The sequence below is a fragment of the Microvirga sp. P5_D2 genome (assembly GCF_054049475.1).
This window is the reverse complement of record NZ_JBFUMH010000143.1, coordinates 1-13,158: the sequence shown is the minus strand read 5'-3', so window position 1 is coordinate 13,158 and position 13,158 is coordinate 1. Positions and strand designations below refer to the sequence as shown.

The following is a 13,158-nucleotide window of genomic DNA, read 5'->3' as shown; positions in this document are numbered from 1 at the left end:
GGGTTTCAGGAGCTGTCACAGGCGCAGCTCACGATTGAGTTGGAGAACGTCGCCGTCCCGCTGCTGGTCGAGCAACTCCGCACGCGCGTCGCCGGACACTGCATGCGCGTGAGCGACCTTGACGCCGAGCTGATGGTACGTCTGTGCGCGCGCCTTCGCGCCGAGCTGCCGAACACCACGGTCGTCGTCCTCACCGACGGCAAGCTGGGGATCCAGCCCGAGTTCGCGGTGTCGAGCACCAAGCTCGTCGAGCTGCGCAACCCGCACGCCGACGGTTCTCTGCGCCAGCCGCTCCTCGTGTTCGTGCCCAGTGAGGTGCGCGCCTCAGCCGAGGATTCCTTCGGCGTCGCGACATTCGAGGAGGTCCCAGTCACAGGTCTCTACGAAGCGCTCATCAAGCGGCTGGTCCAAGAGATCCCGGCCGCGCTGCGCGGCTCCGTCCAGGAGTCGATCCGTCGTTTGCGTGAGTCCGAGACTCCTTGGGCGTTCGCCGACGCGCTCTCGACAGCGCGCTTCCTCCTCACGGCGAAGGTGAACGGCAATGACGCGGAAGCCATCGGGGCGTCGCTCTACGAGGTCGGCCTCGTGCCCGACTTCGAGTGGCTCGCGCCGCCCGAGAAGGCGCCACCGCGCCTCGTGCGCAACCGCGAGTGCGTCGAGAAGCTGACGTGGTCGCCGCGCTCGGAGCGCGGTCGAGTGGGTGAGCTGGGGCTCGCCAAGCGCGCGTTCAAGAACCTGCTGGGCAACTTCCTCGCCGAGGTGGGCACCGATGACCCGCGCCAGTGGGCGCGCCGCATCGTCGTCGACAAGACGAACTGGCAGCTCGCCCTCAACAAGTGGGAGTTCGAGGACGGCGGCGTTCAGCCCGACGCCATCTTCATCGGCGAGGTGCAGACGGACCTTCCGTCCGTCGCCGACGATGAAACCAAGGAGCCCCTCGTTCAGCTCATCGGGCAGCGCATCCTCCCGGTGAGTAGCCTCAAGAAGTTCAACGTCACGTTCCGCACCGATCCGCACCCCAGCAAGGTTCAGGGCCTGGCCAAGTTCGTGGCGCAGGTTATCTCGAAGGAACACGGTCCCATCGGCCTCGCTCGCAGCAAGGCAGTGTGGAAGACCGCGACGGACAAGGCGACCATCTCGTTCTCCGCGCTCGGCAAGATTGACTGGGAGGAGGGCTGGCACTTCGTCCGAGTGCTCGCGCAGACGGAGAGCGGCGATCTCATCCCGCTTGTTGACTCCAACGGCAACGCCATCGCGTGGAATGCGGACACGGAGGAAACGCTTCCGCGGCCGAATGGGAGCGACCTTTTCTACGTGCTGCCCGACACGGAGGTCGTGATCGAGCCTGCACAACGTGCGGTGCGGCGCGAGCCGAGCGCGCTGCACGCCCTCTTCCGGGCGCAGTTCTCTGCCATCCTCGGCGACCGCGATCCCGCGAGCGTCGTCTTCGGACATGCCACATGGGCCGAGAATACCAAGGGCCACGTGACCGGCGCGGACATGCTCGAGGTCAAGCTCGGTCGTGAAGGCTCCGTGCATGTGCCAGTCTCTCGCGCGCTCAAGAGCATCGAGCAGAAGATCCTCGCCGCGCCGGAGGGGCCAATCAGTTGGCGCATCCCGCTGAACCACGGCGTGCCCGGGACGAGCACCGGCGAGGTCAATGGCTGGCCGCGGGGGCCCGCCGGCGACCGCTTCCTCGAAGCCCGCACGCGCTACTTCGAAGCGGTGCGGGCCGGCACGTCCGAGCTGGTCACGCAGGGCACCGACGCCGCCGCGCACGCCGAGCTCGCGAGTGACTACGCCGAGGCGTACCTCGAGCTGCTCGGCGACCTCTCGCGCCGCACAGAAGCAACGGCAAAGAGCGACTCGCAGCGGGCTTTTGCCGACTTGCGCAAGGTCCTCGCGCTTGACTCGGTTCTCCTCGCCATCGTCGACCACCGCGGCCGGCGCCGCGACGCCGTGCTTGTGGCTCCTACGCACCCGCTCCGGGCACTGTGGTTTGCCACGTGGGCGAAGCTGGGYGCCCGCTGGGTGATAGCTGCGAAGAACGCGCCGCACGAGTACGTGGTCCCGACTCGAGAGGCCCTGCTGAAGCTCCTTTCGCCGACGAGCTTCCCTCCGGTGCTGCCTACGGAAGCTGGCCACGTGCTGACCGCAGTCGACAGCATCAACCCGTTCTGGACTCTCTTCGCGCCCTCGAATGAGGAGGACCCTCGCGGGCTCGTCGGCGAGGTGTGCAGCGCGCTCGGTCTGCCGGAGCCCGCCATCGGTGGAGCGCTCATCGATGGCGCGTACCTCGCGTCGCGCGTGCGGCGCTACCTCGTACAGCACCCCTACGTTCGCACGCTGATCATCAACGCGTTCAACCCGGGCCGCGCAGGAGTCCTCGGGGACATGCTCCTCGAGCTGCAGAAGGAATCGGCGTTCGCCGACCTCCGCTATGACCTCCGGCTGTTCGTGCCCGATCCCGACGCGCCGGGTGTCGGAGAGGAGATCGCCGCGCTGCTCACGGCCGACGGCGTCACCGCTGCGCGTGAAGCCGACGCTTTCTCGGTGCCGGCCGAGACGCACCTTCATCCGAAGCTGCGCTTCGCGGTGCGCGCGACCAAGGACTTCCGCACGAGCCCTGAAACGCACGCGGCGCACCTGTCGCTGCTCTTCGACGTGTTCCCAGCCGAGGAAGTGGCGGCGCGCAAGGCGGACCCGCGCCACGCGACGGCCTTCGTTCACGGCCTCGTGCAGGAGTTCTCTACGGAGTACCACGAGGACGAGCTAACCGTTGCGTGGCGCCGGCTCCCACGTCACGGGGTGGCCCAGCCCATCGAGGACGCCGAGGAGCTGTCCGATCTGCTCGGCAGCCTTGCGGCTGCGATGTCGAGCGCAACGGCCACTATCGCCACCGGCCAGAGCGGCATCGATCTACGTCCCGTGGTGAGCCTCGCGCTCGGTCCCGACGACCGCGCGCTCCTCCATCAGGTACACGAGGTGAGCGACTGGGTGTTCACGCTCGATCGCAATCTCGGCATCGAGTTCTTCGACCACGGCGGTCACGCGACGCGCCCCGACTACCTCATCGACCACTCGCCCGACATGGCGAGCACGCTGGGGCACCGGCTCGTCATCACCTCGCGGTCGGTCGCCGAGCTCGAAGGGCTCCTGCGTCCGGTTCTCGAGCAGTACGGGCTCCAGGCCGAAGGGCGCCACGCCGTGGTGCTTCTCGATCAGCTCCGGTCGCTGTCCGGGCGGCTCGCGCTGAAGCTCATCTCGTCACCGACGCAGCGGGCGGAAGCCCTGGGCCTCGCGCTCTCGCGCCTTTATCTGGAGCACCAGGGCGTTTTTGAGAACCAGATCATCGTCCCGCTCGACGCGCACCTCGAGCTTTACCGCATGCTGAAGCAGGGGGCCGATGAGCTGGGCGACGAGGTCAGCTTCAAGCGCACGGACCTCGGGCTCTTCGACCTCGACATCACCCGGCGCATCATCACGTGTCGGCTCGTCGAGGTGAAGTGCTACTCGGGCGTCGGCGATCTCGCCGCGTACAACGCGCTCAAGTCGAGCATCGCTGAGCAGATCAGCCAGAGCGAACAGGTGCTCGCGCACCACTTTGACCCGCAGCATACGCCCCAAGGCCGCCCCGACCGCGCGTTTAAGACGCGCGAGCTCGCGCTGCTCCTCGAGTTCTACTTGGAGCGCGCGGAGCGCTACGGGGCCATTAGCCGCGGGGCCGCTGACGAGGCGCGCTACTTCGTTCACACGCTCGACGACGGCTACCAGCTCTCGTTCACGCGCAGCGCGCTCATCTTCGACTTCGCCAAGCCCGGCACGGAGCCGCCAGAGAGCGAGAGCAGCATTGAGTACCACCGCATCGGCGTCGATCTGATTCGGCAGCTCGTCGATGCCGCTGCGCCCAGCACCGAGTCGTCGGCGAGCTTCAGTGCCAGCTCGTCGGGGAGCGGTGGGCCGGGCGGTGGTGGCCCGCGCCCGCGCGGAGTCACCGAGGTTCGCCGTCGACGCGAGCGCGCGCCCTCGGTGCCGACGCTCGACTCGGCGGCCTTCCTGGGCTCGCCGCGARATCGCTCAGTGTCCTGGGACGAGCTGCGCGGCCGCCAACCGAGTGTCCCGCCTCCCTCGCACACGGCCTTAGCGCCGCAGGAAGCCGTGCCTAAGCCCGCCGATGCGGCTGCGGCGCGCGCGAGTGCGCCCGAGGCCATGACCGTCGCGCCGCCGCCCAAGCCCGCGCTGGTGGCCAACGTCGCCCCCATGGCTGCGCGTCCCGAGCCCCCGGCTGCAGACGAGCCGTTGCCCACGCCGGGCCCCGAGGCGAAGAGCGCGTACGCGGTTCCCTACGACATCATGCTCGGCGTCACCGGTGACTCGCCCCAGTACGGCCTCCTTGGCGACGTCTCCGGTCGGCGTATCGCGATCGACCTGAACCAGACGCACACCATCAGCCTCTTCGGCGTCCAGGGCGGTGGCAAGAGCTATACGCTTGGCGCGATTGCGGAGATGGCTTCTCTGCGGATCCCGAGCATCAATGTCTTGCCGCAGCCGCTCGCCACGGTCATTTTCCACTACAGCCCGACGATGGACTATCGGCCTGAGTTCACGTCGATGGTCGCGCCGAACAGCGAAGCCGCGCAGGTGAAGGCTCTGAAGGACACCTTCGGTGCAGAGCCCCGTGCGCTCTCCGACGTGCTCCTCCTCGCGCCGGCCGACAAGCTCGACGAGCGCAAACAGGAGTACCCGGGCATCGAGGTGCGCCCGTTGAAGTTCGGCGCTGCAGAGCTGCAGACTAGCCACTGGCGCTTCCTCATGGGAGCGGTCGGCAATCAGGCCACGTATATTCGGCAGCTCAATCGAGTGATGAAATCGCTCCGCGATGACTTGACGCTCGCGGGGCTGAACCAGGGCATCGAAGCGTCGTCGTTGCCCGATCACCTCAAGGGCATGGCGAAGATGCGCCTCGAGCTCGCGAGCGAGTACATCGATGACTCGGTTCGCCTAAAGGATGAGATCCGCCCCGGCCGCCTCATCATCGTCGACCTTCGCGATGAGTTCATCGAGAAGGACGAAGCGCTGGGGCTCTTCGTGGTGCTCCTCCAGCTCTTCGCCGATGCGAAGTACCGCGACGCGCAGGGAACAGAGCGCTCGTTCAACAAGCTCGTCGTCTTCGACGAGGCCCACAAGTACATCGAGAGCCCGGACCTGGTCGCTGGCCTCATCGAGGTCGTGCGCGAGATGCGTCACAAGGGCACGAGCATCATGGTCGCGAGCCAGGATCCGCCATCGGTGCCCGTCTCGCTCATCGAGCTTTCGAGCCAGGTCATCCTCCACAAGTTCAACTCGCCCGCGTGGCTCAAGCACATCCAGAAGGCGAACGCAGCCCTCGGCTCGCTCACGCCTGAGAAAATGGCGAACCTTCGCCCCGGCGAGGCTTTTATATGGTCGAGTAAGGCGACGGACGAGGTGTTCACGAAGAGTGCGGTAAAGATCCGCTGCCGTCCTCGGGTTACCCAACACGGCGGGGCGACGAAGACGGCGGTTGGTTTGTGAGCTATAGGCGTGTGCCGAATCGATTCGGCGCTAGCCGGCATTAGATCCGCTGTTTGCCTGGCGAGTGGTGTTGTCGGCAGGCGGTATCTTTGATGGTATCGACCACCGAATTGGATGCCGCTACAAGGTGGCGGGCTGGACAGGCGCCATCGCAGCGGTGCTCGTGCCTTGGGTGTTTAACCGCGTCTGAAAGGTAGTCAGTATCTCAGGTTAGTACTGCCCTTCTCTCTGCATGCCGTTAGTTATGAGACTCGTCGTAGAGTAGTAACATTCGACGCGGAGATCCCGATCGGTCCAAAATGGCTGCGGATCATATCGGCGACATAGTTGGGCGCGAGGTGAGCATAATGCCGCTCTGTGATCCGGGTATCGGCATGCCCGAGCTGCGCTGCAATGACGGCCATCGGCACGCCGGTGCGTGCCAGCCGCGCGCCATAAGTGTTGCGTAGATCATGGAAGGTTACCGGTGGATCGAGCTCAGCCTGCTCTGAGGCCGCCTGAATCGGCCGCTGTTGGTGAGAGGGCGCCCAGGCAGTCCCATCCGCATGCGTGAGGACGAGCGTAGACGGGCGCTGACCTGCGATCCGGGCCGCGAAAAAGTCAATTCCTTCTGCGGTCAGCGCGACATGCCGCGGTTTGCCACTCTTGGTTTCCCGGATGTGGAGCGTGCCGGCAATCAGGTCGACATCTCCAGCGCGCAGCTGACACAGTTCCCCATAACGACAGCCGGTGAGCAGGGCTGCTTCGACCAGCGTCCGGAAATCAGGAGCGCAAGCAGCCATGAGCTGGCGGCACTCATCGTCGAAGAGATAGCGCATCTTCGGCACGTCAACCTTCGGAAAGGGTTTGAGCCGGCGCCAGGTATCGTCGGAGGCAATCTCGCCAGACTGATAGGCGAGGTTTAGGGCCGCTTTGAGCACCGTCATGATCCGGTTGGCGGTAGCCTTGCGCTTCCGTTCAGCCTCCGGCGCGGCCGTAACGGCACGGGTGGCGCGCTCGACGACTGTCTGTGCCGTGCGGACCAGCTTAGGGGCACCGGCCAGGTCATTGCGCCAGGCTGTCAGGCGCTTGACGGTCAGGGCAGCGCACTGCAGGCGCCCCAGTTCGGGCAGGATGCGAGAGCGCGCAACCGAGCGGGCCGTGGCCTCCGCCTTGGACCCCTTCACAGCGCGCAGGTGGACCAGATAGGTCTCGATAGCCTGCTCGACGGTGAGCGGGCCGCGGCGGCCGACGCCGGCAGCCGCGGCTCGTTCCTCTGCGTCCCACGCCTTGGCGCGCGTCTGGGCTTGATCAAACGTGAGAATGGTGGTGCCGTCCGGTTCGCGCAGGTCGTCGGCAGGCCCTAGGCTATGGGAGGCGTAGACGCCGTCGCCGGTGTAGCGACGGGCGATCCACGAGCCGCCCTTGACGCCGCGCCAATAGCCAAGCTGGAGCTTGTCGCCAATCCTAACAAAGAAGGGCGCCTTGCGGGCTGGCAGGCGGCTACGGGCGGTGCGGGTGTCGAGCTTGACGGAACGGACGGCACGCGGCACGAAAAATTCTCCAAAATTTCTCGAAAAGGCGGGGGCGGACACCCCCGGATCGTGTCGAGCAGTGTAGAGATAAAATCCTGTATTATCAATATGTTAAAGGTGTTCGCTGGCGTGTGCCGATGTCCGGGTTTTGGCCCTCTCACGGCGAAAACAGGGGTTCGAGTCCCCTAGGGAGCGCCAAAGGTGCAAGGTCCGTGGTTTAAATGGCCCACGGATCGCGCTTACAAGGTAAGCTTGGATCTTACATCCCCTTTACGACGCTCGATCATGCTCCAAGCATTGGCTCCAGTGCACAAGCGTTGCTATTTCCCGGAGCGGTCACTAGCCTCCTGCTGGAAGATTTAAGGCAATACCGATACTTGCGGATGTGATGGCCGGCGCTGCATCGGGCCTGCGGTGACTTCGAAAGTCGGTGCGGGCGGAGAGTAGCGGTCTTTGAATGTCCCGCGTACGGCACTGTCTATCGGCCCTGTGCGTCCGGTAACGCGCGATCGCCTGCGACGCGAGAGGGCAGGCATGTATTCGGCAATTGTCATCGGAATGACGATCGTTTTCCCATTGGTGTCGATCATCGTCGAGCTTCTGCTTGGAAACCACGCTGCCCCTGAACTCGTTGCGAAGTGGTTTGTGTTCTGGGCTGTGGGCGTGAGGTTGTTCACCGCGGGCTTGCGCCAAGTTCTGCAGCCGTCGTTTACCGCGAAGGCGATTTTCAATATCGGGCATCCTACAGCCGAGAAACTCGTCACCGAGATCGGCGTCGGCAATCTCGCTATGGGCTCGATCGCTGTGCTTTCGCTCGCATTTCCGAATTGGGTCGTTCCCGTCGCGGATTGACGGAGGCTCTCTATTTGGGGCTTGCGGGTCTCAAGCACGTCGCGAACAAGGATCGCAGCCTCAAGGAAAACGTTGCGATGATCACCGATCTGATTGTGGCTGTGATCGTTGTTGCCGCCATTCTCATGCAGGCATGAGGGACGAGAACTTTCGACTGCAACGTGGCGGCATTAAACCTGCCGGTCTTCAGGATCGCTGTCGAGATGCAGATAGGTGAGATCGAACTCCGCTGCGCTCTTGAGCCCTTCCCAGTCGAGGATGGTGAGCGCGCCTGCGCGCAGAACGACCAAGCCGTCATTCCTGAGATCCTGGAGGACGCGGTTCACATGAACCGTCGACAAGCCGAGGGCATCTCCGATTTCATTCTGCGTCAACGGCAGGTCGTATCCGCTTTCCTCGGCAAGCCCGACCGCGCGCAGGCGCATCTGGAGTTCGCATAAAAGATGCGCCATGCGCTGGTAGGCGGAGCGACGGCCGAGGCCTACCATCCACTCGCGGAAGATGGCGGCCTCGATGAGGGAATCCCGCCAGAAGATTTCGGCGATCCTTGGATTGCGGCGGAACAAGTCCCGCAGGATCTGATGCGGGATCATGGCCACGCGTGTTTTCACGAACGTGCCGAGGCTGTTGTCCAAGGTGTGCAGAAAAAGGCTTTGAAGGTCGGGGATGTCGCCAGGGATATAAAATCCCGTGATCTGTCGTGTGCCGTCGGGCAGGAGCTTGTAGCGGCAGGTAAAGCCATCGAGGATCAGGCAGCATTCCGCGGGGCGGTCGCCGTCTCGCACGATATCGGTATCGGCCTCTATGACTCTGACATTCACAGGCAGGTTGAGGATGGCCTGCTTTTCCTCGTCGGAAAGGTCGGCGATGCTTTCCAGCTTCCGCAGGAGTGGAAGGTGTTCTCCCTGCTGGCTTAAGGGGAGTGTCATTGTGGCGCCTCCATTGCTGCGGCAGCGGCTTGTCGTCCGCCCATCAACAATACTCCCACCGACAATACATATTCTATGGCGCCGCAGCTGTACGTCACGGTGTGCGGGCGTCAGGCAGTGCCGGGCTTCGTGAATGCGTCTGCCAATGTTCCGGCCAAGCCGCGCGGAACCTGGGGCTAATACGCCCACCCTATGAGGTTTTCATCATGAAGCATAGGAGGCGCGTCGGCGCACGACATGCAGCCTGGACTTCCCAAGTCTTGCAGGGATCAGGCATGCCCACATCTCAGGGAAATTCCAGAAGCGGCCCGCGAGGCCGAACGCGCTCCGTCCAGTTCCGTCAGCTTACGTAGAGAATGATGGTCGCGGCTAATGAATTGCCTGAAGCAACTACAATAACTCTTCATTTGAAGGGGATGAAAATGATGAATGGAAAGGTCAGGTGAGCAAAAATATAGAACGTTAAATCATAACGGTCACGATTTCGCCCTATTTGGAATCGAAAAGGGGTCTCAACAGATCGGGCGGCCAAGCTCGGTACATCTAAAGTACTCTTGTTCAAGTATTGAGTTCAGTTAAAATTTTTCACGTCTACCTTGCGTATATTCCCATCGTTCTGACTACAATTTGTTCAAACAAAAATTCAAAGTGCCTGAGAAGACTCGTTTAAGGGTCTCGCTAGGTGCTTGGGGCAACCATCATGACTTTGAAATCCAATGTCGCGCCAAGCGGCAACTTTGATTTGACCAATTGGAAGATTACGCTTCCGGTCGACTCCTCCGGCAACACCAGCGGCACCGCTGTCGAAGTTCAGAACCTGAGCGGCTACCAGAACAGCAAGTATTTCTACACCGCTGCTGACGGAGCCATGACGTTCTACGCTGCCGTCGACGGCGCCACCACGAGCGGCTCGTCCTATGCCCGCTCGGAACTTCGCGAGATGAACGGCACCGCGAAAGCAGCCTGGAAGCTCTCCACGGGCGGCTTCATGAGCGCGACGCTCGAGGTTGATGCTGCGCCGACTCGCGACGGCCAGGGCAAGAAGATCGTGGTCGGCCAGATCCATGGAGAGGACGACGAGCTGGTGCGTCTCTACTGGAACGACAACAAGCTCTATTTCGCCAACGACCTCTCGGGCTCCGACAACAAGGAGCACACCTTCAACTTCAAGGCCGATGACGGTTCCGCTCCCGATGTGTCTCTGAACGAGAAGTTCTCGTACACGATCAACGCCAAGGGCAGCGTGCTCGACGTCGATATCTATGCCGACGGCAAGGTCTATCACTCGCACACGACCATCAACAGTGTGTGGGAGTCGGACAGCTTCTACTTCAAGGCCGGCGCCTATCTCGGCGCAAACGAGACCAACGGCTCGGGCTATGGCCAGACGTCGTTCTATGCGCTGTCGTTCAACCACACGGGCGTTACACCGACGCCGACGAATCCGGTTCCGGCGGACCCCGATCCGACGCCGATTCCGACCGATCCCAAGCCGATTCCCGACACGCCTGTGCCGGAAGTTCCCGGTCGTCCGGTGACGACGAAGACGATCGAGGGTTCGAACAGCAACAACTACTTGACCGGCGCTTCCGCCAACGAGTGGCTCAAGGGCAATGCAGGCCGTGACGTGCTGTGGGGCAAGGCCGGCAGCGATGTGCTGACGGGCGGCACGCAGGAAGATGCCTTCGTCTTCGATACCGCCATCGGCAAGGACATCGATATCATCACCGACTTCAACTTGGCCGACGATTCGATCCGTCTGGAGAACAAGATTTTCAGCAAGCTGACGAATACYGGCAAGCTGTCGTCGAGCTTCTTCAAGGTTGCCGAGAAGGCCGGCGATGCCAACGACTACATCGTCTACAACAAGACCACCGGCGCCTTGTCCTATGACGCCGATGGTTCGGGTTTGGGCGCGGCAAAAATCTTCGCCGTGATCGAGAACAAGGCCGCGCTCACCGCCGCCGACTTCTTCGTGATCTAACTCCCTCTTTTGCCAATGGCGGTCTCGGCATGTGCTGAGGCTGCCGCACTCAAACGGGTTCCATCCATCCATTTTTCCGGAACGGGGCTCCGTTGATGTTGAGCGTTTACGTGTTTCGGTCAGCAGAATTTTTTATTTATTGCTCTTCGCAATTGATCCTAAGACCAACATTTTAAAGCAAGCCCCGCCTCATGGCGGGGCTTTTTTTATTGCTGGCTCGCAATCCTCATTCCGCCGGCGTCATCCGCGCGGTCGGTGCCGGCGTTGCTGAATGCGCAGGCCGGAAGACGAAATAGGCGAAGAGCAGCATGGCGCCGAGAACTATGAGGGACGCGATGCCGGCGAGAGGGTCCGCGGCTTCGTAGCCGAGGTGGATGGCGGCGACGGCAACGGTCAGGACCACGGTGCCGATGGTCCAGAGATAGACCTGGATCCTGGCAAGGCGGCTGGTGTCGAGGGCAGGCCGCCGCTCGTAGTAGATGCCGAACAGGAACAGCGATACCCAGCCGAGCAGGTTGAGATGGGCATGGGCGGGCATGATGGAATGGTCCTGGGAGGCGGCCATGCCGATCCCCATACCCATGCCGGCGATGACACAAAGAACGGCGAGCCTGAAGCTGAGAGACGATGCGGTCATGGATACCCTCCTGAAGTATTCCCTTGGTGATCTGATTATTTTTTCTTCAATCACACTGGCACCGCGCAATCTGTGTGTAAAATCACAACGGCTTCTCTTTGGTATATCGGTCTATCAGTACGATATTCCGTAACGAATACTTGATGTGAATCGGAATGGGTTCCTGATCTTCGGATAGCCTGATCTCGAAATAAACGGCCCGACTGATCGGGCCGTTTGTGTCGCTGTCTTGTATTACGGATCAAACGAGAGGATCGTTCTTAGGCCAGCTTATCCGCCAGTGCCTCGACAGGTACGGGCTTGGCTGATCCTCAACGCCTCCGGTCAGGACTTGCCGTGTCCGGCCTTCTCCATGCCCTTGCGCTGATCGTTCTTTCTCAGCTGCCGGCCACCGGAGGAGCCGTCGCCTTGATCCTGGCGGTGCGGATTGGCATCGGTCGGCGGCACGTTGCTGGTGCCGAGGCTCTGCTCCGCCAGGCCCTTGTCATCGTCGCTGCGCTTGCCGCCCATATCTTCGCTCCAGAAAATCATTTGCCGCTATGGGGAGAGCCGGCGCCCATGTCCTGTCCGTCGTGCAAGGCATGCTCGCAACGCTCCACGTGATCGGCGGCCCGCTGCTGCACCTGCTCGGTGCTGCGGCAGGGATTCTCGACGTCCAGATGGCAGAATTGGCATCTCATGACAGCCTCCTTTTCCGAAATGGCTTGGAGGCCAACGTGAAGAAGCACGCGGTGTTCCGGTCAGGATGCCTGATCGAAGCGAACGCCCGGCTTAGCCATAAAGATAGGCGGGGAGCCAAAGGCCAAGCTGCGGGAAGATGTAGAACATCGCCATCGCCACGATGACGAGGAGAAGGAAGGGCATCACGCCAGCGAAGATCTCGTTGATGGTCACATGCGGCGGCGCGATGCCTTTCAAATAGAAGGGCGCCATCGCCACCGGCGGCGACAGGAACGATGTTTGAATGTTGAGCGCGATCAGGACGCCGAAGAAGATCGGATCGATGCCGAAATTGTCGAGGAGCGGCAGGAAGATCGGCACGAAGATCACGACGATCTCCGTCCATTCCAGCGGCCAGCCAAGCACGAAGATGATCGCCTGCGTCAGGATCAGGAACCAGAAGGGCGAGAGGTTCAGATGGGTGACGAGATTTTCGATGGGCTGGTGGCCGCCGAGGAACGCGAAGATCGACGAGAAGATGAACGAGCCCACGAAGAGCCAGCACACCATGGCGGAGGTGCGTGCCGTGAGAATGATGGATTCTTTCAACTTCCCAAATGTGAGGGAGCGATAGGCTGCAGCGAGAAGAAGGCTGCCGAGCGCGCCGACGGCGGCTGCTTCCGTCGGCGTCGCGATGCCGAAGAAGATGGCGCCGAGCACCGAGAGGATGAGAAGCGCCAACGGAAAGAAGGATGTCGCGAGCGACCAGACGATTTTCGCCAATGAGACTTTCCGCTGCTCGGGCGGAAGCTTCGGCGCGAGGCTCGGATTGATCATGCAGCGGATGATCACATAGGACATATAGAGACCGGCCAGCATCAGGCCGGGGAAGAGGGCGCCGGCATAGAGCTTCGGAACGGACACACCGGCGGTCGCTCCGTAGAGAATGAGCATGACGCTGGGAGGAATGAGAATGCCGAGGCAGCCTCCCGCGCAGACGACGCCYGATGCGAGGCGCGTGTCGTAGCC

General features: G+C 62.4%; 10 protein-coding genes. 4 read left to right on the top strand and 6 right to left on the bottom strand.

What is annotated here, in order from left to right; all coding sequences use genetic code 11:
* Window positions 1-39: 39 nt before the first annotated feature.
* A complete protein-coding gene (gene mads8 / locus ACXJKO_RS24455; RefSeq protein WP_457093673.1) occupies window positions 40-5,553 on the top strand; it encodes a methylation-associated defense system ATP-binding protein MAD8 in 5,514 nt (1,837 codons plus the stop codon).
* Between the two features lie 242 nt (window positions 5,554-5,795).
* Here the strand turns inward: mads8 and ACXJKO_RS24450 are convergent, their stop codons facing one another.
* The gene (locus tag ACXJKO_RS24450; RefSeq protein ID WP_457093672.1) at window positions 5,796-7,085 is read right to left on the bottom strand and encodes a tyrosine-type recombinase/integrase; all 1,290 of its coding nucleotides are present in this window, start codon (window positions 7,083-7,085) and stop codon (window positions 5,796-5,798) included.
* A gap of 516 nt (window positions 7,086-7,601) precedes the next feature.
* Between ACXJKO_RS24450 and ACXJKO_RS24445 the strand changes: the two genes are divergently transcribed.
* Window positions 7,602-7,919 (top strand): DUF6790 family protein, encoded by a 318-nt coding sequence (locus tag ACXJKO_RS24445; RefSeq protein WP_457093671.1) that lies wholly within the window; start codon window positions 7,602-7,604, stop codon window positions 7,917-7,919.
* On the top strand, window positions 7,895-8,056 hold the full coding sequence (locus ACXJKO_RS24440) for a hypothetical protein (protein WP_457093670.1): 162 nt from the start codon (window positions 7,895-7,897) through the stop codon (window positions 8,054-8,056). Before ACXJKO_RS24445 ends, ACXJKO_RS24440 begins: the two co-directional genes overlap by 25 nt.
* A gap of 33 nt (window positions 8,057-8,089) precedes the next feature.
* Here the strand turns inward: ACXJKO_RS24440 and ACXJKO_RS24435 are convergent, their stop codons facing one another.
* Window positions 8,090-8,848: a Crp/Fnr family transcriptional regulator gene (locus ACXJKO_RS24435; RefSeq protein ID WP_457093669.1), complete on the bottom strand. Its 759-nt coding sequence runs from the start codon at window positions 8,846-8,848 to the stop codon at window positions 8,090-8,092.
* Window positions 8,849-9,548: 700 nt separating this feature from the next.
* Here ACXJKO_RS24435 and ACXJKO_RS24430 point away from each other — a divergent pair.
* Complete coding sequence (locus ACXJKO_RS24430) at window positions 9,549-10,832, top strand: polysaccharide lyase family 7 protein (RefSeq protein WP_457093668.1); 1,284 nt, start codon at window positions 9,549-9,551, stop codon at window positions 10,830-10,832.
* 226 nt (window positions 10,833-11,058) lie between these two features.
* Here the strand turns inward: ACXJKO_RS24430 and ACXJKO_RS24425 are convergent, their stop codons facing one another.
* The 4 genes from ACXJKO_RS24425 to ACXJKO_RS24410 all read right to left on the bottom strand — a co-directional run.
* The gene (locus tag ACXJKO_RS24425; protein WP_457093667.1) at window positions 11,059-11,469 is read right to left on the bottom strand and encodes a hypothetical protein; all 411 of its coding nucleotides are present in this window, start codon (window positions 11,467-11,469) and stop codon (window positions 11,059-11,061) included.
* A gap of 324 nt (window positions 11,470-11,793) precedes the next feature.
* Entirely contained in the window at window positions 11,794-11,979 is a 186-nt protein-coding gene (locus tag ACXJKO_RS24420) for a hypothetical protein (RefSeq protein ID WP_457093666.1), read from the bottom strand.
* Between the two features lie 17 nt (window positions 11,980-11,996).
* Window positions 11,997-12,149 (bottom strand): hypothetical protein, encoded by a 153-nt coding sequence (locus ACXJKO_RS24415; RefSeq protein WP_457093665.1) that lies wholly within the window; start codon window positions 12,147-12,149, stop codon window positions 11,997-11,999.
* Between the two features lie 91 nt (window positions 12,150-12,240).
* On the bottom strand, window positions 12,241-13,158 hold a 918-nt coding region (locus tag ACXJKO_RS24410), incomplete at its 5' end, for a TRAP transporter large permease (RefSeq protein ID WP_457093664.1).